Annotated in this window: 19 protein-coding genes and 1 pseudogene; all 20 read right to left on the reverse strand. The window is 31.6% G+C overall.

Going from position 1 to position 23,871, the window contains the following annotated elements:
* Positions 1 to 43 precede the first annotated feature (43 nt).
* Positions 44 to 838: a glycosyltransferase family 32 protein gene (locus HO345_RS06245; protein WP_253684523.1), complete on the reverse strand. Its 795-nt coding sequence runs from the start codon at positions 836 to 838 to the stop codon at positions 44 to 46.
* 106 nt (positions 839 to 944) lie between these two features.
* Positions 945 to 2,162, reverse strand: a complete 1,218-nt coding sequence (locus HO345_RS06250; RefSeq protein WP_010697239.1) for a CDP-glycerol glycerophosphotransferase family protein — start codon at positions 2,160 to 2,162, stop codon at positions 945 to 947.
* 14 nt (positions 2,163 to 2,176) lie between these two features.
* Positions 2,177 to 4,891 carry a YidC/Oxa1 family membrane protein insertase gene (locus HO345_RS06255; RefSeq protein WP_253684524.1) on the reverse strand — a complete coding sequence of 905 codons (2,715 nt, stop codon included), beginning with the start codon at positions 4,889 to 4,891 and terminating at the stop codon, positions 2,177 to 2,179.
* Between the two features lie 30 nt (positions 4,892 to 4,921).
* Positions 4,922 to 7,609 (reverse strand): membrane protein insertase YidC, encoded by a 2,688-nt coding sequence (locus tag HO345_RS06260; RefSeq protein ID WP_253684525.1) that lies wholly within the window; start codon positions 7,607 to 7,609, stop codon positions 4,922 to 4,924.
* Between the two features lie 5 nt (positions 7,610 to 7,614).
* Positions 7,615 to 9,180 (reverse strand): glycosyltransferase family 25 protein, encoded by a 1,566-nt coding sequence (locus tag HO345_RS06265; RefSeq protein ID WP_010697236.1) that lies wholly within the window; start codon positions 9,178 to 9,180, stop codon positions 7,615 to 7,617.
* A gap of 52 nt (positions 9,181 to 9,232) precedes the next feature.
* A complete protein-coding gene (locus HO345_RS06270; RefSeq protein ID WP_253684526.1) occupies positions 9,233 to 10,237 on the reverse strand; it encodes a glycosyltransferase family 2 protein in 1,005 nt (334 codons plus the stop codon).
* A 36-nt stretch (positions 10,238 to 10,273) separates the two neighbouring features.
* Positions 10,274 to 11,020, reverse strand: coding sequence for a glycosyltransferase family 25 protein (locus HO345_RS06275; RefSeq protein ID WP_044958007.1), 747 nt, complete (start codon positions 11,018 to 11,020; stop codon positions 10,274 to 10,276).
* 14 nt (positions 11,021 to 11,034) lie between these two features.
* Positions 11,035 to 12,024: a glycosyltransferase family 2 protein gene (locus HO345_RS06280; protein WP_301338714.1), complete on the reverse strand. Its 990-nt coding sequence runs from the start codon at positions 12,022 to 12,024 to the stop codon at positions 11,035 to 11,037.
* A 62-nt stretch (positions 12,025 to 12,086) separates the two neighbouring features.
* A complete protein-coding gene (locus HO345_RS06285) occupies positions 12,087 to 12,947 on the reverse strand; it encodes a beta-1,6-N-acetylglucosaminyltransferase (RefSeq protein WP_253684528.1) in 861 nt (286 codons plus the stop codon).
* Positions 12,948 to 13,013: 66 nt separating this feature from the next.
* On the reverse strand, positions 13,014 to 14,351 hold the full coding sequence (locus HO345_RS06290) for a hypothetical protein (RefSeq protein ID WP_253684529.1): 1,338 nt from the start codon (positions 14,349 to 14,351) through the stop codon (positions 13,014 to 13,016).
* A gap of 3 nt (positions 14,352 to 14,354) precedes the next feature.
* On the reverse strand, positions 14,355 to 15,746 hold the full coding sequence (locus HO345_RS06295; protein WP_253684530.1) for a glycosyltransferase: 1,392 nt from the start codon (positions 15,744 to 15,746) through the stop codon (positions 14,355 to 14,357).
* Positions 15,734 to 16,840 (reverse strand): DegT/DnrJ/EryC1/StrS family aminotransferase, encoded by a 1,107-nt coding sequence (locus HO345_RS06300; RefSeq protein ID WP_253684531.1) that lies wholly within the window; start codon positions 16,838 to 16,840, stop codon positions 15,734 to 15,736. The genes HO345_RS06295 and HO345_RS06300 overlap by 13 nt, the downstream gene beginning before the upstream one ends.
* A 14-nt stretch (positions 16,841 to 16,854) precedes the next feature.
* Positions 16,855 to 17,184 (reverse strand): annotated as a pseudogene (locus HO345_RS13135) (GNAT family N-acetyltransferase); the annotation flags it as partial.
* A 9-nt stretch (positions 17,185 to 17,193) separates the two neighbouring features.
* Positions 17,194 to 17,619: a sugar 3,4-ketoisomerase gene (locus HO345_RS06310; RefSeq protein ID WP_253684533.1), complete on the reverse strand. Its 426-nt coding sequence runs from the start codon at positions 17,617 to 17,619 to the stop codon at positions 17,194 to 17,196.
* On the reverse strand, positions 17,616 to 18,008 hold the full coding sequence (locus HO345_RS06315) for a sugar 3,4-ketoisomerase (RefSeq protein ID WP_002678015.1): 393 nt from the start codon (positions 18,006 to 18,008) through the stop codon (positions 17,616 to 17,618). Before HO345_RS06315 ends, HO345_RS06310 begins: the two co-directional genes overlap by 4 nt.
* Positions 18,009 to 18,015: 7 nt before the next feature.
* Positions 18,016 to 19,035: a glycosyltransferase family 2 protein gene (locus tag HO345_RS06320; RefSeq protein WP_253684534.1), complete on the reverse strand. Its 1,020-nt coding sequence runs from the start codon at positions 19,033 to 19,035 to the stop codon at positions 18,016 to 18,018.
* A gap of 36 nt (positions 19,036 to 19,071) precedes the next feature.
* A complete protein-coding gene (locus HO345_RS06325; protein WP_253684535.1) occupies positions 19,072 to 20,130 on the reverse strand; it encodes a glycosyltransferase in 1,059 nt (352 codons plus the stop codon).
* A 7-nt stretch (positions 20,131 to 20,137) separates the two neighbouring features.
* On the reverse strand, positions 20,138 to 21,385 hold the full coding sequence (locus HO345_RS06330) for a nucleotide sugar dehydrogenase (RefSeq protein WP_253684536.1): 1,248 nt from the start codon (positions 21,383 to 21,385) through the stop codon (positions 20,138 to 20,140).
* Between the two features lie 16 nt (positions 21,386 to 21,401).
* A complete protein-coding gene (locus HO345_RS06335) occupies positions 21,402 to 22,757 on the reverse strand; it encodes a sulfotransferase family protein (RefSeq protein WP_366796630.1) in 1,356 nt (451 codons plus the stop codon).
* Between the two features lie 4 nt (positions 22,758 to 22,761).
* Positions 22,762 to 23,787, reverse strand: a complete 1,026-nt coding sequence (locus HO345_RS06340) for a glycosyltransferase (RefSeq protein ID WP_010697219.1) — start codon at positions 23,785 to 23,787, stop codon at positions 22,762 to 22,764.
* Positions 23,788 to 23,871: the final 84 nt, after the last annotated feature.

A 23,871-nucleotide genomic window follows, 5' to 3' on the forward strand; every position in this document is an offset into this window, starting at 1 on the left:
AAGCTTAAATAAAGTATATGTATAAAATTTTCATATTTATACTCTAGTTCGGTTTTAAATAATGATTAGTGAATTTTTTCACAAACCCACAAAAACCTACTTCTTTAATAATACATATAATACGCATTGGTGATAGAATAATATTAGTTAGAATGCAGCCTATCTTGGGAATCAAAAATTTAGAATATTTTATATATTTCTTTCTTAAAGGGATGGTCCAACTGGCATCAAAGTGGTGAATAGTATATGTATTAGGAGTTATACTGATTATACCTGTCCTTGGGTCCTTAGGATTAAAATAATCAACCGGATAGATTGTAATATCCATAACAGTCTGAACAGCATTATCTTTAGTTAATCCATATTTCCTAAATATAGAAGTAACACGCTCAACTACTGTTGTAAGGTCCATCCTGCCATTGGATTTTATAAAATTACTCTTTTTATATGACTCTAAAACGTAGGCATAAAGGGTATTTCCTGCAGCGGCTGCAATACCTAAGCCCGGATTTACAGTTCCAATGATTTCCATACCGAAAAAAGCGCCTTTTTCAATAATTTCATCAATGGGCTTAATTACTTCAACATCAGTATCAAAATACACGCCGCCGTATTGATACAAAATATCAAACCTGACATAATCACTTACAAAGGCATACTTTTTTGAACGATAGGCTTCAGAAATATAAGTAATTTTATTTACATCATAGTTTTTTTCGTTCCATTCTTTTATTTCATAGCCGGGACAATATTTTTTCCATGATTCAATACACCTAAGGGCTGTTTCAGGTAAAGGATTTTCCCCGAACCAACAATAATGAATTACCTTTGGAATCATTTTTTATTTTCTCCCTGAGGAAGCTCCATACTTATATTGTTTGCTATAAACAATATAAACTCTACAAACATGTATACGGGATAAATAAAAATAGTATACAAAAAATCTAGCATGTTCTTTTAATCTCCATTAAAAATTCATATACCTTTTCTCCGGCCTTCCCTCTATTTTGCCATGCAGTATCTTTAGCTTTTAATCTATTTTCTTTTAAAGCCGAACTTTCACAAGTTTCTTGAATAATTTTTCTTATGTCAGTAAAATCTGTAGATTTTAACTCTCTTCCTATTTCTTTTAATATGGAAAACTTCCATGGCAACTCTTTTAGATCTCCTGAATCATAAGGCCGATGATCAAATTCGTTATTACAGTATAAAAACGGCTTGTCAAATAAAAAGCAATAGTCAAAGATAACACTCGAAAAATCGGAAATCATTATATCGGCTTTTGAAAGAGAGGTAATATTTTCAGGCTCATAATCCCACGAAAGGTTATCGTTTGTCTTGTACTTTTCTTTTAATTTTTTTAGCATATCGGACTCGACCGTCTTACTTTGAGGATGGGGACGAACAATAATATTCCATCCTGCTTCTACAAGAGGAGTAAGGAGTTTTTCTCCATATTTGGAAAGAATACCATTCGTACCCCATGAAGGAGCTACCAAAACGGTAAAAGCCTCATTTTTCTGCGGTAAGTCCTTTACTTTTTCCTTAAGTACATCCAAATAAGGACAGCCCACCACGCATAATTCTTTTCTCTTTATTCCGCGCAAATCTTCAAGCTCTCTTATTCCATTCATCTGATACTCACCTGATAAAAGAACCGAATCAAAGTAATCAAGACCGAAAAGCCTATAACTTGTAGCATCATCGAGAGCATGAAGAATATGGCTGTAATGCTTTACTTTTTTAGATCTCTTTAATTGATATACATCCAGACCTGGCGTAGTCATTAAACAGATATTAGCTTCAAGCATATTCAGCCGAGCAAAAGCTCGATTTCCCTTACCGATATATTCAGGCTTCACATATGTATAATTTTGTAAAAACACAGGATCGTCTTCGGAAGATGTATAAAAAAGAACTTTTACCTTATTCTTTTCAAATTCATTACATATAGGAGCAAATACATTCCAGTACTGTTTGCCCTCAGAATAAAAAACAAAATCGGTTTTACTTTCATTAACCTTTGTTTTATCCTTGTAGATTAAAACTTTTAATCTTATTATAGCCGTTTTTGTCAAAAAATATAGAGTTGTAATTAACCCGATTACAATAGAAAAAAGAATACTGCCCGTACCAGGATCAATATATAACAATGGAAGCATAAAATAAATTCTCCTTATTCCTCATTAAAATTTGTTCTACTCCAATTTGCAGGATCGTAGACATTATCTTTTATAAAAGTCCAACTATCAACCTCAAACTGCGTAGATTTTAATTGATGATTAGCATGCCAGTTTCCCAAACTTACCGCTTTTATAACCGCTTTATCTTGGGTATCCAGAAATTTTTTCCCTGTAAACGGATTCTTTTGTAATTCGGGCGGGAAATCTTTGGTAGTTAATGCCGGAATATCAGCTAATGTCATAAATGTATAATCTTTTTTTAATGCCCCATCTGAATCGAAATCTTTCATCATAATTAACGGTATCAAAGCTTCAGGTGAAAAATAAGAATCCGAAGCCGAGAAATCGTCAATAAATTTCATGCCATTCGTACGTATACCGCCACCTCCATGATCTCCTACAAGAATTATACGGGAATTATGCCAACACCCATGTTTTTTCAAAAAACTAAAAAAGTGTGCACACGATTCGTGTGCCAGATAATTAGAATAAAAATGACTTTCTGTTGTTTCATTAAGACAATAACTTTCTGCTATCGGAATTAAAAAATTCTTTCCGATCATCTGCAAAATTTCTCTTCGAGGAGGTTCATGTGTCACATTATTGACGATTATATTTATACAATTTGTATTTTCCACAAATTCAACTTCTTCCGTAATATTCTCTAGAGCAGAATAGGCATTCATAAACGCAGCGGAATAAATAGGGACGCCCACACCACCGTACATTCCATTTGCATAAAATATCCGCCGTACTTCAAGCGGTAAAATTTTAAATAGAGAAAAATACAGCATATTACGGCGAATTCCATATATTTTTGACTGAGGAACCGAACCGTGGACAGTCTGTTTAAGAAGGTCATGCGTATATATTCCATCCCCATCAATATTTTTTGCTCTCATATTATATTTCTTAAATACCGAAAGATCGGGAATCCAAGAATAATTCAGCCATGACGGATCAGTAAAGCTAACACACCAATTATGTTCGCTAAAAAGGCGCGGTAACACACTTAATGCTTCATTATGTTTATCAACTAACAACTCATCTTTACGGGCATCAATCTTTTCTGGGGTGTATTCATAACCGCCGAATAATGACGGAGTACTAAAATTGGTACTTAGACCGAAGGCAACACTATTTTCAAAAACTGTAAATCCGGTATATTCTTTTTTTACCAGTTCGGAAGATTCAAATATAGGATCAATAAAAAAATTCATAGATCGATCTAACATGAATATAAAGATATTTTTCCCTGTTTTACTTATTCGATACGCCTTATCGGATACAGGTGCTGCATTGACAGTAGAGCGCATAGAACGAAACTCTTTATAAATTGTGGTTGAGGAGACCGTCGTAACGGCAACAAAGGAAATAAGCAGTATTTTTAATACCGTACCGATATATTTTTTTATAATACCAGAATAAAGTATAAAAAATACAATAATGCTAGTTATTCCCATCGCAAATAAATTTATTATAAGCTCATACTGCGTATGCCGCAACTTTCCTGAATCAGAAAACATAAGCAGATTATTGATGCTGACGTATTTATCTTGAAAAAGATAAGCATTGAGTATTGCAACCGTAAGCACTATAATCGAACCGAATGTAAAAGAAATTTGTACTTTTTTTTGAAATAACTTATAGAGACACACCAACCAAAATAAACAGCCGATACTTTGCACAGTGGTATAGAAAAGGATAATGAAAGGATTGGAAATATTTTCAAAATTAACAAATTCTTGCGGAGAACTCGCAATAGTCGCTGTAGGAATTACTAAACCTAAAAACATAAACAGAGCGATAGCGCTTTGGAAGAAAAGAGAGAAGCGTTCTTTGTCATCATTAAAAACGGATCTGATATTTTTAAGTAAAAATTTGGACACAACTATCCATATTACAGGCACAAATAATATAAGAGCAGTAAAAAACTCCATAATAACTAATGGCCGTAATTTTGAAGTGCTATTTTTAGTTATAACTGTAAGAGAAACAAAAAATAGTACAGCAATGATGTACCACATTTTTTTGCTCAATTTTATCCTATAAAAGATATTTTTAAAAAGCGAAAAAATATTGTTTAATGTCCAGTAGAATACTAATCCTGAAGGCGAATTGTACAATAAAACAAGAAAAACGGCAGCAGTAATATACAGCTGCAATTTCTCTTTTATGTCTAAGCCTTTTGAATACACAGCAGATGCAGAAATATTTATGACTGTCATAACTATCGGCAAGGCATTCACATTGCTACCGGCTATATTCAATAAACCATCCGGATTCCCTAAATCTTTTAAAAACCAAAACGATGCGTTATTGAGCATCGGCAAACCCGATAAAAGCTTATATGCAGCAATAAAAAAAGGTATTTGAATAAGCAGTGCAAACATACCACGCATTGCATATAGCGGATGATACCGATTTTGCCTATAATAAGCAGAAAGCATCATATACCGTTCATCGCCTTTAAAAACAGCTTTTATATCACGAATTTTCGGCTTTAATCTTTTTTGGATATCTCGCTCTTTTTCCTGCCATTTTTCGGCAACGTTATATATCGGTAAGCAAATTACATTTACCGTGATGCTTAACAAAATAATAGAAAAACCTATATAATCATCTGTAACATTGTTTGCAAGAAAAAACGCAAACTCAACAAACATATATACAGGGTATATAAAAATCATATATAAAACATTTAACATATCGGCCTTCTCATCACAATTCAATAAAACTTATTTTTTTAATTTTCTCCAATTAGATTCTACAAAAATATCCTTTTCTTTAAGATAAATATTTAATACATCATCTTCCAAAATATTAGCAATTACGATATTGTCTTTATTTCTTGTTTCAACAAATGATTTTCCTGTAAAAGGATTGTTTGTAAGGGGAGAGGTAACATTTTCAAATCCTGACGTTGCCAAAATCGGCGCATCGGCATTTGTCATAAACGTCATATCGATTTTCAAAGCCCCTTCCGCATTAAAATCTTTTACCATTAAAATAGGCATATAGTAAGTTTGCTGAAAGGTTTTGTCCTTAAAATCCGTATTGAATTGAGAATTATTTAATATCAAGTTTTCGCAAGCATGATCGGCAACAAAAATAATTCTGGTATTATCATAAACACCGTTTTCTTTTAATAGATCAATCATATCACCAAATATGGTAAACAGATAGACGTCGGAAATATAATGATTAAGCGTAACCTCATTTTTGCATCTCTCTTCACATTTTTTTACAAAGGACTCGGAACAAAATAAACGAGCTTGCTGCGCGGAAATCGGCGTGTGTGGAAGATTATTCACAATCAAGTTAAAACAATTGCGGTTACAATGAGTATAAATATCATGCTTGATAAACTCAATTGGGGCTGCTTTTGTAATAAAATCAAACAATCCATGCGCAGAGGTTTTACTATGTAAATACCGTCCATTATTATAAAGATAACGCCTCAGAATATATGGCGATGCCTTAATAAAAGAAAATCGTATCATGTTACGCAGTGTCTCAGAAAAAGGCAATATATTCTTTTGTAGTTCAATATTATGTTTCCGAATCCATTCTCCAACGTATTTACCTTCAAGGTTCAATGCCTTTACTCCGCTATATGGCTCAAAAATTGAATTATCAGGTATCCAGCTGTGGTTTGCAAGCGACGCATCAGTAATAACGGTGTTCCAGCCAGCCTCAGAAAAAAGACGCGGCATAACACATAACGATTCATTATACATATCCCGATGAGGATCAGCGTTTTTTCTAAAGGCTTCCGGTGTATATTCATAGCCGCCGTATAATAAAGGCGCACCGATATAAGTATGTCCGCCGAATGAAATGGTATTCGGGTACAATGTAAAACCGGTAAATTTTTCATATAATGCAGGAAAGTCTTCAAAAATAGACGGAATAAATATACCGGGCATTCTATCAAGCATAAAAATTAAAACATTCTTATGTGTTTTGCTAAAGCCATAGACCTTTTCAAGATGACCGATTGATTTATTTTTTTTATCGATTTGTATGAGCTTTGTTACATTTTTATACCCCGTCGATATTTTAAATGCATTAATCGTTGACAGCGTCAAAACCGATGTAAGTAAAATCGCAGCGATAATAATAGCACCTCGCGAAAATTTTCCCTTCAACAGAAAACCGATACAAACTACGGCAACGCAAAGCAGAAGTATATTAGCTACCTGTTCTTTTAATGTATGAACTAAGGCTTCATCGGAAATAAAAGAAAGAAACCCTGTCAGCGTTCCATAGTTCCCCTGAAAAATAAACACATTAATAACAAAGCAAATGAGAAAGGTAAAAGCGATAAAAGAAAAAATGGGTTTTACTCGAGTGCTCGTCAGGCGGTATATAATTGTCGGCCATATAAGAACAAAACCGATACTTTGTAGGAAAGTAATCCACAATAAAAAGAAAGGATTTCGATACTGCATTGTATACGAAAATTCTTGTACAGAGGAAGCAATGAGCGCAGAAGGAATAAGAAAACCTAAGAGAACAGCTATGGAAAGGACAGAACAAATAAAAAGTGTATTTATATTTTTATTGCTTTTAAAAAAAGCTGTTGAATATATAAATGCACATAGAATTTTAATAAGCCATGGAAGCAAAATATATAGTCCCATTACACCAGCCATAAGTATAATAACAACCGGTTTCCGAGCAGTGGTTATTACAACCACTCCACCTACTATAATACCAATAAGGCCTATATAATACCATAGTCTCCTATCATAGCGAATTTTTATTAAAATATTTTTTCCTAATGAAAACAAGTTGTTTAACGTCCAATAAAGAACAAGACCGGAAGGCGATCCGTAAAGCAAAACTAAAAAAAGGACAGCCATAACATATAGTTGTATTTTCTCTTTAATAGGAAGTCCTTTAGTATAAATTGCTGCGGACATAATGTTTATTACTGTCATAAGAATAGGCAAAAGATTTATCGAATATACACCGATTTTTATTAAAGCATCCGGCATGCCTAAATTATCAAGAAAAAGAAATGATGAGCCTTGTAATAAAACGAGTCCGGATAGAAAATGATACGCTGCGATAAAGAAAGGAATCTGCAGCATAAGGCCAAGCATACCGCGTAATGAATATATCGGATGATAATTATTTTGACGATAATAGGTTGACAATATCATATATCGTTCATCACCGGAAAAGACAGCTTTTATATCATCAATTTTATGTTTTAACTTTTTTTGCAATTCTCTTTCTTTGTTTTGCCATGATTCCGCTGCAGTATACAAGGGCAAGGTAACAATATTTACAAATAAACTGACTATAACTATAGCGCCTCCGGTATTTTCATTGAATATCTTAAATGCTACTAAAAAAATAAACTCGATAATCGATTCGAGGGGATAAATGAATAAGGTATAAAGAACAATTTGCATTGGGATTACCTCGGCGTATGTCTAAGATAACTTCCGATTTCAGACGGAAACACTTCATTAACAGTTACAACAGAAGGGGCGACAAGCCATATCTGAGAAAATCTTCTATAATATTTCCAGCGATCTGCCTCGATAAAAACTTTTTCATTATGATAATATATTTTTTTTGCAGCATCCAAGCCGATAACATAACCATATGTCCCCGGATAATTATTCAACACCAAATACATCGAATAAGTGTCAGTCAGTCTTTCTTTCCATATTTTTTTTATTCGTTTGGTAACGGTCGTTCCTAATAGAATGACTTTATTTCCAATACGTTTTCCCGATAAAGCCCTATAAACCGGATAAAAATCAGGTAATAGCGATACATCATCTTCCAGAATTAAGGCTTGAGGAATATTTTCATCAATCATTTTTTTATAAATAAGACGATGACTAAGAGCACATCCTATTTCACCCATATTTAACTTTCGTTTTAATATCCTTAAAGATTCTTTTTCATCATATACTTCGTCGATATTCTTAATTTCTTTGCCATAAACGGCAGGAAAAAACTCATACGTTATAGGAATACCCTGCAATATATTTTGCATATATTGTTTTCTTTCAGGATTATGTTCAAGATTAAGTACATATACCGGCATGTTATCTTGTATCACCTTAGTAGTAGCAGCAACACCTATCTTTACATACTGTAATATGTAACTTAATACAGCTGTTATAAAAGAAGCAGAATCACGCATACGCATTTTAAATGTTTTTTTGGTTATTCTTGCAGCTTGAGAAAACCGAACCAGTGTTTTTAAATAAAAAAGAGGATTCCTAAACCAAATAGATTTCGGCATGATTTTTAATAAATGACTCCGGCATATATAATGCCCCTCTGCATGCTTCAATACCGGAGTCAACGTTAAACGGCTCTTATCATCATAGTCATAAAATATTCTTAAAGCAATAGGTAAATACAAAAACAGAAATCCGGCTTTTGCAATAGAACTGTACAACCAATTTTCAGGAATGAATTTTACATTTTCGGCTACAGGGAAATAAAATTGCCGTAATACGGCAGTTTTAAACACATCCAATTTTTCTCCGACAAATTTATTATTTACAACTTCCTCAAACCAAGATTCTTTAATAGGTTCTGATGACAAATAAGCGCTATCAATTGTATTTTTGAGAGAATTTATTGCATTACACCGTATACCTACAATTTTCGTATCGTTTTTTATATCAGTTAAATACGGCATTACATTTTCTAAAGCATTATCGATAAGCGCATCATCAGAATCCAAACATATAAAATATTCCGTTGTGCAGACATCCAAAGCTTTATTCCAAGCAGCCTGTTTCCCTGAATTTTCCTGATAGATATAATTAATAGTAAACGGAGCCGTTTTACTAAAATTTGCAATAAGCGATGCCGTATTATCTGTTGAACCGTCATCAATGACCAACCAACCAAAATTATAATTCTTTTGCTTTAGTAAACTTTGATAACAGCGTTCTAACGTTTGTTCTCTGTTAAATGTCGGAGTAAAAATTGTTATTATTTCATTCGGGGTCATTTGCTTCTTAGTTCCTTATAACCATATTCAGCACCTCTAATAACTTCGGTTTTTAGGAGCGCCCTAGTATCTTTTTTATTATCATTTTTAATCGAGGTGAAAATCTTTTTCGTAATTCCATGTTACATTGATATTTGAAAATTTCATACTGGAGACCGGCTATTGACTGCTCCATCTTCTTTGCATACGGAAGCAGTCCATCCGCTGTAAAATATTCAGGTAATAAACCAAGTGATTTTTTCCAATCGGATTTATCAGTATGCATCAAAATTTGATAATAAAACACATATTTCACATATTGTCTTTCAATATTCACAACGGCATTTTTTTGCTCAGGCGCACACCGGTTAAAAAAAATAGTAAAAGCAGTCAATGTATTTTTAATCGATTCTAACACTCGTTTTACGCCATTAAAATCATTCTTTTTATTTGAAATTCCTGTATCTGCATTATAGTGCAGTAAAATATTATTTATAAAATCATAGCTTTTTGCATAATAGGCAACAATAACTGATTCGTAAAGATCCTCTCCCATAATCGAATAAAAATCTTCCATATTCGAAAATGCTTTATGTAACAGTTCTTTTCTATAGGCCTTATTCCACATAGTCCCCGCTCGCGGATTAGTGAAATATACTAAACTATCAAATAAATTATCTATTGTAATAAAAGGCACAGGGCACAAAACTTCTTTTTCGTTTTTATAAGCAAATTCTAAGACATCGTATGACTGTGTATGCAGTATATTATACAAAACTTTGCACGCGTCAGAAGCAAGCGTATCATCACAATCTAAAAATAAAATATAATCTCCCGAAGCATTTTCTACACCGGTTTTTCTTGCGCAATGCGGTCCAAGATTTTTTTGATGCCTCACTATCTTTATGCGGTCATCTTTTAAAGCATAAGCTTCCAATTTCTCAAGACTATTATCCGTAGAATAATCATCAACACAAATTATCTCAATATCTGCATAGGTTTGATTTAAAAGACTTGATAAAGTTTCATCAATAAAAAAACTTCGATTATATATCGGAATTATTATACTGAATTTCATTTTTTTAAGTTTATATAGAAATATTGATTATCAAACTCAAGGTAAAAATCTATAAAAGAAATCTCTAAGGCACCAAAGTATTATTTTAAATAGGCTATATGCTTTTCTAAAAAAAACAAAGAGAACACAACGAGTCTCAGGATGATGGTAACTCATTCGACTCTCAGTTTTATCTATTATTGATTCCATATCATTTTGATAACTTATAATATTCGGAATAACAACTGAAATATTTATACTTTTCCACCATTTACCCCATTGATCAATAGGTCTTACAATAGGAAAGCTTTCAGTATATATTTTCTCAGCTGCTTTTTTACAAATTATATATCCATATGTACCATAACCGGAATTAAATATTTTTTTTAATTTATGATGATAAGAAATGTTTTGAAAACATATTTTAGTTTTTAATTTCTTATCTGACTGCCCAAGAAGAATGATTCCATTGTTTTCAAGTTTTAATATTTTAGAAAGAACTTTGTTAAAATCATTTGCAATAATAATATCATCTTCAAAAATTAATGCTTGATCAATATTTTCCTCAACCATTTTTTTATAAATTAAAAGATGACTCATCGCACAGCCGATTTCACCTAATTTTAATTCTCGGCCATAAACCTTTATCGCAGTTTCTTTATCATAGATCTTATCTATATTTTTTATATCCTTACCACTTACAGCATCAAAAAACTCATATTGAAGATTTGTTTTTTTCATTTCTTCAATCATATATTGACGGCGATCTGTAGATTCTTTTAGATTGACTATAAAAACTTTCATAGTTATCAGCATATTTAATTTTTAATGATTTTTTTTATATATGTAACCGGTTTTCTTAAAATTTTTGCAAAAATAGACAATGGAGCGTATTTTTCATTTATCTTATTTATTTTTTCATCCATAATTTTCAGTTCTTGCATTAAAAGTAATATAAACCCATCTTCACCAAATCTTTCTTTTATGATACGAATAACCTCGTAAGAACTAGTATTTTTTAATATAGCTAAATATCTTATATTAATAAAACATTGCATAAGTTGCGCGTATTCCGGCAGGTTTTCTTTTTCAAAAAAGCAAAAAAGATTTTGAGCTATATTATTCAAACTTATATCTATATTTTTTATTTTTTCAATGTTATCAAAATACGGTGTATTGCTTATACCGGTTGTAACTCTATAGTTATAAAGCGGAGTATTTATAATTTTCCGGGCTTTTATAAAGTATTCAAGTATCACCATTTGATAATAATCTTCAGCAAATACGGCATAGAAATCCGGTAAGTTATTATAAACCGATTTTATGGTATTTGCATTATAACATTTATTCCAAATAGTAAAATTTGCTTTTGCTGATAATATATCTGTAAGTTTTTTTGCCTTATCCGCCTTTGAAAAACGCCATGTTTTTTTTTCCCCGTTAGCAAAAACCTTATAATAAGTAAATTCTATATAATCAGGACTGCTGTTAGTTAACTCTTTTGCCAATATTTTTAATGCATCAGATTCCAGCCAATCATCCGAGTCTAGAAATAAAATATAATCACCTAAAGCATTTTGTACACCTGTTTTTCTGGCAGAAAAAAGGCCTTTATTGCATCCATGTTTCAATATTTTTATTCTTGCATTATCCACAAATGCGGACAAGATTTGCGGCGAACCGTCAGTTGAACCGTCATCGATACAAATAAGTTCATAGTCAGCATAAGACTGATTTACGACGGACAAAATAGATTTTTCCAAATATTTTTCTGTATTGTAAACGGGCATGATGATTGAAAATTTCATCCGTCAAACTTCCTATTAATTTTAAAGTTTCTCTTTAAATAACTAATAACATAAAAACAGCATTAGTTATTTCTAATATCGTTATACAATTTGTCTATAACAAAGTTATCAACAGTATAATCAAATTTTCTTGCAAACAAACAACGAGAGTTCTTTATTTTATCATAATCTTCCAATTTTAATATTTTTGGATGATCTGAACCGCCTTCCCATTCAATATACCTTAAACAATCATTTACAATTTCAACATTATTTACATAATTATGAATAATCGTCTGAAAGAATATTTCATCTGCACACCTTGTAAATTTAAACCATTTTAAGAAATTTTTATTATTTTTTATAAATACAATAATTTGATTAACACAATTATTCGTCAAATTCATCCAATTTGCTCCAGCATAGAATCTTATATTCATACGGCTTCTATGCGGTTTATTTTTTTTGACAAAAGGAATAATATAGTTATTAATTTTATCAAATATCTTTTTATTAAGTTTTTCCAAAGGTGTCGCTCTATCAAAGCTCAAGATATTAGGATAATAAAAATCTATTCTATCATACCAATCAGCAGGCAAGTCAAAACTTGCAAAGTATTCTTTACTATCATTCATAAAAAAGTTATTTATTTCTTTGCCGGTTTTCAATGGAATATCGGCACCGGAAATCAATACATATCTATCATATTGTTTTTTATTAGCCTCTTTAAACAAAAATAATGTCGCCAAAATCTGATTATAACTTCCCCAATACACTTTATATTTCTTAAATACAAAAATATTATTACCAAAAAAACTATCAACACTTATAGCAGTTTTTTTGTCGATATGTATATATATATCAAAGTATGTAGACAAATAATTTACCAACTTTTTCTGTTGTTCCGAATATTCATGAAGTAAAATAAGAATCGCTATTTTCATTTAAAAGCCTCAGCAATATTTAAGTATGATTTTTTTTACGCTTAGTCTATAACTTTCCTTAAGATACTAAACTTCCTTTGTTGCAAACAAAAATAATATCAGATTCACACAAAATTCAATCGGGAACAATACAAAGAACAAGCTAATTTTTACCATTCCCTTTAATTTCGATTTTAATGTTTTTCTGTCACTAAAGCTTTTAATATAAAGAGGTAATTTGCATACATTAAAAATCAACATAATAGGATTTACTCTGCTATTTTTAGGTAATTTTCCGGTCAATTGCAGTTCTTCCGCATCTTTATAGATGTCATTTATAAAAATATAATCACTTTTTACGGTATCAATATGTATCGTGGGATATTTTTCAAAGTGAAAACAATATTCTTCCAGCTCTTTTTCTATTTTATCAATATCTTTTTTTAACTGCGGGTAGCGTTTATAAACCTGTGTGTTTACTATTGATTTTTCAGGAATAAAAAATTGTTTTTTATATATATGCTCATCGGTATTAAGGCCGGTAAACTCTTTTATTTTTTCTAATGAATTTTCATATTCATATACTAAACTTTCAAACGGAATAAAAAGAGCTGTACTCTTCCATTCCGTATTAATTCTATATCGTTGTGCTCGTGTTGCCTTATACCAGTCTATAAATATATCTACATTATCACATGGAATATATCCGACTCCCCAGTCTACCATCTGCACCGCATATAAATCTCTTGGATCTTTATCGATAACTAACGCTTTTATATCATGAAAATAGTTTGAATATCGCTTAAAATCATAGGGTGATAAAAGCTGATCGACTAAAATATATTTATTTTTATGCAAACCATTGGAAAACAAGTCAGATATGTATGTTTTTGTTTTTTCGTAAAAATCCGATTGGCTACCGATGCAGTAATAATCGGTTACAGGGGTATATGAAGGTTGCCAACCGTCAGGTTCATAGCTGTTTAATTGCCTTTCTTTATATAAAGTATTAAAAAGCACTTCGGAGAACCGCATCCTCTGTTTCTCTGCAAAGGCTATTTTTTTTGTTTCAAAAGCACGATGCCATGAACCATTCCATTTACATGTTGTAATCGAATCGATATATTTTTCGGCTTGCTTATAAAATTGCCCGTTAAAATACTTTCGATAATCGGCGTCTTCACTTAAAGTTTTCGCAAGAGATAGAAATCGCTTAACGGCTAAATCTGTTTTTAGACGATGTCCTTCATTAATAGCGTTTTCCAGATCATAAATTCCGTCCACTTCGTGAATAAAAGTGCACTCGAATTTATTACCAAAGCTTGTTACGGAAGAGAACTCTTCCAAGATATTTGTTCCTGCGGAACTTCCGCTTCCTCCATAGCCTGTGGAGGTTAAAATAATGGGTAAAGGTGTTTTATGCATAATTTATTTACTACACTCTAACATGCTTTTTATCGTAAAAATTCTACAAGGTGCTGTCAGCATATAGCCTAGAAAACGTAATATGTGATAACCGAGCAGCATAAAATGATATAATCTTTTTGTAGTCTTAAACCTATTTACCGAAAATTTTATGTTATTAAGCATATTATCGGGGTACCAAACATAAATACCCCGAAGTTGTCTGAAGGCTTCATTTTTGGCGAGAATACCGACTTCTGTGTGTCGTTTCTCGGGTAAAGAAGCAATAAGTTTATCAAACTGTAGCACGGTGTTTTCTACGGAAAATTCTTTTATTTTTTCTATACAGTTTTTTGACATTCTATCATAAAGCTTTTTATCAGTTAGTAAGATTTTTATTTTTTCGGCATAATCGTCAACATCCCAGTCGGCAACCAAACCACAGTTTCCGCCGTCAGCCAACTCTTCGGAAGCGCCTGCAACGTGTGTCGTTACAAACGGTTTTCCTAAAGCCATCGCTTCACAAACAACAGTAGGAAAGCCTTCCGCCATTGATGACACACACAACAGTTGCGCACGGCTAATATAGGGCAAGGAATTTTGTTTATAGCCTAAAAAAAAGACTGAATCAGTTATACCTGATTCAGCTGCTAAGCATACAAGCGATTCTTTCTCCTCTCCATCACCGACAATAAACAAAACACATTGAATATTCTCAGTTTTTAATTTTGCAACAGCTTTTACAACAAGTGAAAAGTTTTTATTTTTATCCAATCGTCCTGCGCAAACTATAATCGGTAAATAACAGTTTTCATAAATATCTTCAATTTTTTCGCTTGCTTTTATTTTTGAAATTTTTACATCAAACGCATTATGAATTATTTGCGCTTTGTGCATATATTCTGGAAAAACGGTTCCCAACGACTGCAGCGATTTATGTGAAATCGTAACGACTTTATCGGCAAAGCTCCAAGCTTTTTTCTGCAGATCGTATCTACTTTTGACAGCAGTTGAATTATCCGAAATATCTAAATCATCAATAGCTCCGTGAAACCAGGCGATCGTTTTTTTATCGGGAAAAGCGGGAAGCATAAATGATGGTAATTGATAATTCCATGAGATTATAATATCAAATACATCAAGATTTAAGAGAGACCTGATAATTTCCGGTTTCTGTTCAAGGATATAGTCTAATACTTTAACTTTATAATCCCGATCATTACAATGGTAAAGCGGCGGGAATAATTTAATATTTGAATTTACAGGCTCACATTTGACATCATACTTTACTATTTCAAAAATAGAAATATCGTACCTTTCCGCATCCAAATTATTAAGAAGCGTTGTTAAAACCTTTTCAGCTCCGCCTCCATTTGAATAGGTATAAGTAATAAAAAGTAGTTTTAGTTTTTCCATTCGTTTACTTTTTCAATTACGTAATTAACTTCCGCATCGGTTAATAACGGACTCATAGGAAGACTAACCACTTCCGCATGTATTTTTTCACTTATCGGTAAGTGAAGATAAGAAAACTCTTTATATGCTTTTTGTTTATGGGGCGGAGTCGGATAATGAATAATCGTCTCTATCCCACAATCTTCTAAATAGTCAATAAACGCTTTTCTGTTTTGAACCCGAACACAATAAATATGCCACACATGTTCTTCTCTTTGGTGTAATTTGGGTAAAATAACAGCTTTATTTTTTATTCCGGCATTATACATCGCTGCGATTTGACGGCGGCGATCATTGTCCTCATCAAGTCTTCGCAGCTTTGCCGAAAGCACGGCAGCCTGTATTTCATCAAGACGGGAATTCTCTCCCTTATATTCATGAACATATTTTACGCTTGAGCCGTAATTTGCCAACTTTCGTATGACATCTGCAAGTTCGTCGTCATCAGTTGTAACACAGCCGCCGTCTCCCAAGCAGCCCAAATTTTTACCCGGATAAAAACTAAAACCGGCCGCATCGCTGAAGGAGCCGCTTCGTTTTCCGTCTTGGCTTGCACCGTGTGCCTGCGCTGCATCTTCAATCACTTTTAAATTATGATGTTTTGCAATTGCGATAATCGCTTCCATATTGCAAAGTCTGCCGTATAAATGCACCGGCATAATAGCCTTCGTTTTTGAACTTATCTTATCTTCTATTTTTTTTATGTCAATTAAATAATCATCCATATTCGGCTCTACAAAAACAGGCATTAGATTTTCGGCACTCACTGCAAGAATAGTGGCTATAAAAGTGTTTGAAGGGACAATAACTTCATCACCTTCTTCAAAAACACCAAGCAGCTTGTATGCACGGAGAATCAATTTTAAAGCTTCAAGACCGTTTCCTACGCCAATACAATGCTTAACTCCGCAAAATTGTGCAAAGTTTTTTTCAAATACTTTACATTCTTCGCCGTGAATATACCAGCCTTTTTTTATAACCTCACTTATTTTTTGCGAGAGAGACGGTTCAAAGCTTTCAGTTATTTTTTGTAAGGATAAAAAAGGAATTTTCATAAAAACTTCTATGTTTACAACTCTTTATAAAGAGTTTTATTTATTGAATAAGTACTACCGTAAGCCTCTTTATTTTTTAATAAACCTTGATTAAGATAATGGCTAAAATCTTCGGTTGAAACACCCCATGATATTTTTTGATAATTTATTTTTTTTGCTTCAAGTATCATAGAATAATACATAAAACTCATTGGGCCTAATTTTGCAAATTCCTATTTAGCACATAAATATTGAGTATGTATCGTTTTTGTTTTTGGAAAATAAAAAACTACGGAACCTGCAACTAAATCATCTTGAATATACCCTCCGAAAAGAGAAATATTATCAGGGATATGGACATTTTTGCTATATCCCTAATGTACATTCATTTTTCGGTATTGTAAAAAATCATCATAGTTTCTAATATAATCGGCTTCATCATAAAGTTCAGATGTAAGTACTAAGCAAATAGCTTCCGATGAAAAATTTTTCAAATCTCGCCAAATACCGGGAACAATTAGCAAACCCTGATATGGAGAATTTAAAGTAAATCTTTGTTTATTCAATCCATCATCCAGGCATATATCAAAAGAACCTGAAACTGCAATCATTAACTGTATTAAATTTTTATGAGCATGCGCTCCTCTTTTTTCATTGTTTGGAACATCATACAAATAATAACACCTCTTAACCTGAAAGGGAATATTTTTATTATTTCCGATGCCAAGCATATAGCCGCCCAATAAATATTCTTTTCTCAGTTCAATAACAGAACAACTGTACACATTATATTTTTTCATTTATTTAGCAAATTTAAAAACTCATCATAATCATAAATGCAATCTATTTTATCAATTTCAGAAGAAGTAATAACCAGCAATATAAAGTCTTTGGAAAAATTTTCTATTTTACTCCAATGTAAATCAGGTATATATAATCCATAAGAAGGTTTAGTAAGCATATATTTTTTTTTTATTTTTCCATCATCAATAATAATGTCACAATGACCTGATAACGCAACTATAAATTCTTCACTCTCTTTATGTGCATAATCTTGTCTTTGACATCCATTAAATATCCAATATGAGGATTGAATTTTAAATGGAATAGGATTATTTTCTTCAAAGAAAGATAAACTTCCTCGAGAATCTGTAATTGTAAATAATTGTATTATCTTTGCTCTTCGCATATATTGTCTAGAAATTGTTGTGTAATTTAAAATAACTTTTAATAGAGCTTAAAAACTTCATAGGCTTAGTTAACCGACTTGCTATTGGTAACAAGGCTCTATATCTTGTCATATTATGAGACAAGTTTTTATATTGTTCGATTAAATATTTATGAAGATACTTATCATCAATTTTATCTAAAGCTATATCAATCACCATTGTATTTGAAGTTATATCTAAGGCATCTATATAAAATTTATTATAGAACTTATTTAGATAAATATCATAGTTATAAATATTTTTAGAATGAAAAAACTCATAAATATTATGAAAAACATTTTCAACACTTACTTGCATTTTAAGAAATATTTCAATATCATCATAGTGGCGTCGTGAAGAAACTCCTATATCTAAATAACGATTATATAAAAATTCCGGAATAGAAATTTTACTTTTTGAATAATATTCGCATATAACACTTTGATAAAAATCTTCAATTGTCACAGCATAAAAATTATTCATATTTGAATATACTTTTTTTAAAAAGTCAGTATTAAAACACCGATAACACATTGATGTCCATATTTCTTGTTGTAACAATATATCAAGGTTTCTATTATCACATATAGGATATGTGTAAGGTTCTTTTCTACTTCCAATTTCATAAATTTGAAATTCAATATAGTCCAAATCCTGCTCTTTATGTTTTTTTAACACATTAAAAAGTGTTTCATAAGCCTCAGGAGTATGCTCATCGTCAGCATCAAGATTTAAATAATATTTCCCACGTGCATTTTCAACACCTGTCTTCCTTGCTAAATATAATCCTTCATTTTTAGTTTTTTTTATGTAGGTAATATGAAGAGTATTTGAATAATTAGTTACGATTTTATCACAAAGATCGGTATTAGGAGAACCATCATTGACAACAATTACCTCCACTTTGTCTAAATCAAAACTCTGATTTACAATTGAATCTAAGGCACGAGTTAAATAACATTCCGTATTATATACGGGAATTAGAATCGAAAAAACAGGACAATTCATCAAAACCTTCCAATGATTTTTTATATATAGTACTCTTTATAGCATCTTGTACAATCTACCGATCATGCTTCTAATTATTTTTTTCAGCATTTTTATTAGCTTTTGCTTACGTGTAAGCTGGGTATAGTTAAGCTTTATCCTTTTCTTATATAAGTCTATATAATCAGTGTATTGAAAATTAAAAACATTGTTAGTAAAAAAATCACGGTTATCATCTAAATATTTTTGGATCCTGGAAAACCCCCATTCATTTAGATCGTGAGACTGCGAAAGACAAGACTCTTTTATCAAAAGAAAATCGGTATACTCAGTATTACCGACATTAGTAAACTGAGGAAAAAAGGAGGTAAACTCATCTTTAGGTATAGAATCAAAAATAATATCTCTAACGATGTTGCGCTCAAAAACTTCACAATTATGCTGCCACTCACCGAGAGCACTAAGATTTTTTTTATTATCAGAGAAACGCCTATAATAAACAGTTATTTGAGGTAAAATTGTAAATCGCCCATATACAACCGTTTTTATATTTAGTGCATAATCATGCATTAAAATTAAACCAGTATTAAATAGCCCAATTTGTTTAAAAAACGTTTTATTAAAAGCAACTCCTGGAGAAGGAAAAATATTACTAACATAAAAGGCTTGTCTTATTAAGCTGTATTTATCTTTGTTTGTATTAATCCTTCTTTCATTCGTGATATTATTGTTTTCATCAATTACAGCCAATCTTGAAAATACGACATCTAAATGTTCATCTTTCTTAAATTCTTGCATTATCAGCTCTAAATGATTGGGTAATAAAACATCATCATTGTCAAGGATAGTAACATATTTGGAATCAGACATAAGAATTCCATCATTATATGTTACACTTGGCCCTAAATTTTTTTCATGTCTAATATATCTAAGTTTATCTGATATATATTTTTTTACTATTAAATCTGTCCCATCAGAGGAGCAATCATCAACAACCAGAATCTTATAGTCAGAATAAGTTTGATTTAAAGCACTTTCAATTGTTTGAGAAATAAAATCAACTTTATTATATGTCGGAATTATTATCGTTATCGTATCATTCACATCGTTATTCATAATAATATCAGTCTCTTCCAAATAAATCCCGTGTATATATTTTCTCTTGAACATCGGCAAGTAAAGAATCATAACGGTTTGCAATTATAACTGCACTCATTTTTTTAAATTTTTCCAAATCATTTACAACAAGACTACCGAAAAATGTTTCGCCGTCATTTAAATTAGGTTCATATATGATAACATCAGCACCTTTTGCTTTAATACGTTTCATAATACCCTGAATTGAACTTTGGCGAAAGTTATCGCTATTTGATTTCATAATAAGACGATAGACGCCTATAGTTATCTTCTTTTCGGAGAAAGAATCAAAAGAAACCGAAGCAGAATAATCATAATATCCGGCTTTTTGCAAAATTCTATCGGCAATAAAATCTTTTCGCGTTCTATTGGACTCCACAATCGCTTGAATAAGATTTTGTGGGACATCCTGATAGTTAGCTAAAAGCTGCTTTGTATCTTTTGGAAGGCAATAACCGCCGTATCCAAACGAGGGATTATTATAAAAAAGACCTATCCTCGGATCAAGACAAACACCGTTTATTATAGACTGAGTATTCAGTCCCTTCAGTTCTGCATAAGTATCAAGCTCATTAAAAAAGCTCACTCGCAGAGCCAGATAGGTATTTGCAAATAGCTTTACAGCTTCCGCCTCAGTAAAATCCATAAATAATGTATCAATATTTTCTTTGAGAGCCCCATCTTGCAATAATCGGGCAAATTCTTTAGCTGCCTCAGTGAGTCTTTTATCTTCTAAATCGGTACCTACAATAATTCTGCTTGGATGAAGGTTATCAAAAAGAGCGTTACTTTCACGTAAAAACTCCGGACTAAATAAAATATTTTTGCTTCCGGTTTTTTCCCGTATTGTTTTTGTAAAACCGACCGGAATAGTAGATTTGATAACCATAACAGCATTAGGATTATAATGCATAACAAGTTTTATTACGGCTTCAACAGCACTTGTATCAAAAAAATTTTTTTGCGGATCATAATTAGTAGGTGTCGCAATTACAACAAAATCCGCATTAGAATACGCAGAAACTGCATCAAGTGTAGCTTTAAGATTAAGCGGCTTTGTTAAAAGATAATCTTCGATCTCCTTATCCTGAATAGGAGATTTTTTATTATTTATAAGATTAACCCTGTCAGGTACTATATCTACCGCATAAACTTCATTATGCTGCGAAAGGAGTACGGCAATACTTAATCCGACATAGCCAGTTCCGGCCACTGCAATATTGTACTTTTGCATATTTATTTAATAAACCTTATTTAAATTCCACAACCTTATCTTTGTTTTTGGCTTGATATTCATTAAGAAACTTAAGTTGCTTATAAAAATCTGCCAGGTAATATGGAAAAAACAGTAGCAACTTTATTATGCCTTTTATCTTTGAAAATAACGTTTTTCTATATTTAAAATTTTCCATTCTATTCCCTAATTTAGAGAATAAAAAAGCTCCTTTTTTATTTGGAAACGGCAATTTTCCGGTTTTTTGAAAAATACAAACGGTTTTACGTATATCTTCCAGAGTTTCTCGGTGTTCACCTTTTATTTCTTCGGGAAGAAAATGGCGTATTTGTGTTTCGGAGTAAGGATAACAGAATTCTGGCAATTCCTTCTCTATTTTTTCAATATCTTTTAAATACTGCGGATACTTTCTAAAAACTTGTGTATTAGTTTGTGATTTTTCCGGAATAAAGATTTGTCCTTTTTTTGTATGCTCCGAATCTTTTAAGTTTAAAAACTCTTTAATTTTTGCTAAACTTTCTTCATAATTGTAAATAAGCTCTTCAAATTGAAGATGCAAGATATTATCTTTATTGTTTTCCTTTTGGGGTTTAATACTTTGCCGTCTGTTTTTATAATATTTAATCCAAGCTTCTACATTCCATGTTGGCATATACCATTCTCCGTATATTTCCTTGTTTATAACATATAAATCACGTGGATCTCTGTTGGCAATTAAAGCCTTCGAATTCTTGTAATATTTGATCTCATTTGAGGTTGTAGAAGTAGCAGTATAAAGAGCATCAACTAAAATATATCTTTTATTTTCAACATAAAGAGGCGAAAATATTTTTTCTATATATTTTTGTGTTTTATCATAAAAATCGTTCGGGAAATTACCGTAATATACTTTTCCAAATGGAATATAAGAAGGCTCCCAATGGTACGGTTCATAGGCTTCGTAAGAGCGTTTACCGTATTTATAATTATAAAGCTTTTGTGCTTTCGAGAATATCGCACGTTCAGCCGGATCAAGAAAGACATAGTCATAATCTTTATGAACAGCACCTAGATAATTTTCCGTAACAGAATCGATATATTCGAATGTATAATTTAAAAATTCAGGTCCGAAATTATTTTTATAATCAATATCTTTTGAAGTTTGTAGTGCGTGGTGTAAAAACGTCTTTGCGGCTTTATCTATACCAGCACCAATCCTTAAAGCCATTTCCAAAGCAAATATATTTTCGGTAAAAAATTTACATTCAAATTGTGCTCCGCCCTTAAGAACCGAAAAGGCAGAAAATTCCTCTAAAATATTCGTAAGAGCTGAACCACCGCTTGCCGCAAAACTGGATGTACCTATAATTATTGGGGGGGGGGAAAGAGTCATATTATTATCTCCTTATTTTTTGAATCAGACGCACAAAACCGTAAGGTAAAATATACTTTATTATTTTTCTTAATGTTGAAGATTTTTTTATATGCAGTCTGCTATTATCATCAGTAGCTTTTTTAAAGTATTTTTCATCTTCAACTATTATATTAAATAATCGCACCATATCTGATTGTTCGATTGTTTGTGTAAATTTTCTTTTATCGATTGCCTTTTCTAATTCTGTAAAACATTCTTTTACATAAAATAAAGAACGATGTATAAAATAATCTGCATGAGTATAATTGAAGTATCGGAAAAAATCATAATAAGCCTGTACTGAAAATAAATTGCGTTGAAATTGATTAGCTTTCGTCCATATCCCATCTTTATGTATTCTATATACGGCAACAACCTCATTTCTAAAAAAGGCTTTTCCTTTATATAAATGAATTATATACCTACATGTATCATCTCTAAATGATGTTTCACTTGGCGTACCTATAGATTCTTTTATTATCTGAGGTATACCATTATTATACACAGCATTTCTAAATATACTTCCGGCAGTTTGGGTTATAATAGGTTTATCTTGGAGTAAATCATTAAAATCAAATATAGCTTCTTTTACATTATTTTCAATAAACGGTTTTTCGGTTTTGTTTTCATACACCATCATACAGTTTGAACTATAAATAGTAAAATCTTCATGTTTTTCAAGATAGTCAACTGCTTTTTGTAAAAAAAACTCATCAGTATAATAATCGTCCGGATCGAGCACAGAAAAGTATTCGGTTTCAACCTTAACCTGAGCTTTAAGAATGTTAGCAAGAAGCCGTTCGTTTTTTTCAGATAACAATATTTCAATTTTTTCGGGATGTTTTTCTTGCAGTTTTTTTATTATTTCAATAGATCCGTCTGTCGAACAATCGTCCGTTATAATAAGTTTAACACCAAAATCAGTTTTTTGGTTTAATACGGATGCAACTGCTTCATTAATATATGCTCCTCTATTATAAGAAGGCATTAATATGGTTATTTTGTTCATATGGCATCAATCATTATATTTTTTAACTCAATAATAGTAACATTTAGTCTTAACTTTATTTTGGTAATTTTTATTAAAATTAGC

The organism is Treponema denticola (assembly GCF_024181645.1).
Lineage (GTDB): Bacteria > Spirochaetota > Spirochaetia > Treponematales > Treponemataceae > Treponema_B > Treponema_B denticola_A.

Bases quoted from the DNA above. Each gene is read 5' to 3' on its own strand.
- HO345_RS06275 (WP_044958007.1), bottom strand. From the start codon at position 11,020: ATGAAAGTTTTTATAGTCAATCTAAAAGAATCTACAGATCGCCGTCAA.
- HO345_RS06270 (WP_253684526.1), bottom strand. From the start codon at position 10,237: ATGAAATTCAGTATAATAATTCCGATATATAATCGAAGTTTTTTTATT.
- HO345_RS06245 (WP_253684523.1), bottom strand. From the start codon at position 838: ATGATTCCAAAGGTAATTCATTATTGTTGGTTCGGGGAAAATCCTTTA.
- HO345_RS06265 (WP_010697236.1), bottom strand. From the start codon at position 9,180: ATGACCCCGAATGAAATAATAACAATTTTTACTCCGACATTTAACAGA.
- HO345_RS06250 (WP_010697239.1), bottom strand. From the start codon at position 2,162: ATGCTTCCATTGTTATATATTGATCCTGGTACGGGCAGTATTCTTTTT.
- HO345_RS06315 (WP_002678015.1), bottom strand. From the start codon at position 18,008: ATGCGAAGAGCAAAGATAATACAATTATTTACAATTACAGATTCTCGA.
- HO345_RS06330 (WP_253684536.1), bottom strand. From the start codon at position 21,385: ATGCAAAAGTACAATATTGCAGTGGCCGGAACTGGCTATGTCGGATTA.
- HO345_RS06300 (WP_253684531.1), bottom strand. From the start codon at position 16,840: ATGAAAATTCCTTTTTTATCCTTACAAAAAATAACTGAAAGCTTTGAA.
- HO345_RS06290 (WP_253684529.1), bottom strand. From the start codon at position 14,351: ATGCATAAAACACCTTTACCCATTATTTTAACCTCCACAGGCTATGGA.
- HO345_RS06255 (WP_253684524.1), bottom strand. From the start codon at position 4,891: ATGTTAAATGTTTTATATATGATTTTTATATACCCTGTATATATGTTT.
- HO345_RS06310 (WP_253684533.1), bottom strand. From the start codon at position 17,619: ATGAAAAAATATAATGTGTACAGTTGTTCTGTTATTGAACTGAGAAAA.
- HO345_RS06340 (WP_010697219.1), bottom strand. From the start codon at position 23,787: ATGAACAAAATAACCATATTAATGCCTTCTTATAATAGAGGAGCATAT.
- HO345_RS06335 (WP_366796630.1), bottom strand. From the start codon at position 22,757: ATGACTCTTTCCCCCCCCCCAATAATTATAGGTACATCCAGTTTTGCG.
- HO345_RS06295 (WP_253684530.1), bottom strand. From the start codon at position 15,746: ATGGAAAAACTAAAACTACTTTTTATTACTTATACCTATTCAAATGGA.
- HO345_RS06260 (WP_253684525.1), bottom strand. From the start codon at position 7,609: ATGCAAATTGTTCTTTATACCTTATTCATTTATCCCCTCGAATCGATT.
- HO345_RS06325 (WP_253684535.1), bottom strand. From the start codon at position 20,130: ATGAATAACGATGTGAATGATACGATAACGATAATAATTCCGACATAT.
- HO345_RS06280 (WP_301338714.1), bottom strand. From the start codon at position 12,024: ATGAAATTTTCAATCATCATGCCCGTTTACAATACAGAAAAATATTTG.
- HO345_RS06285 (WP_253684528.1), bottom strand. From the start codon at position 12,947: ATGAAAATAGCGATTCTTATTTTACTTCATGAATATTCGGAACAACAG.
- HO345_RS06320 (WP_253684534.1), bottom strand. From the start codon at position 19,035: ATGAATTGTCCTGTTTTTTCGATTCTAATTCCCGTATATAATACGGAA.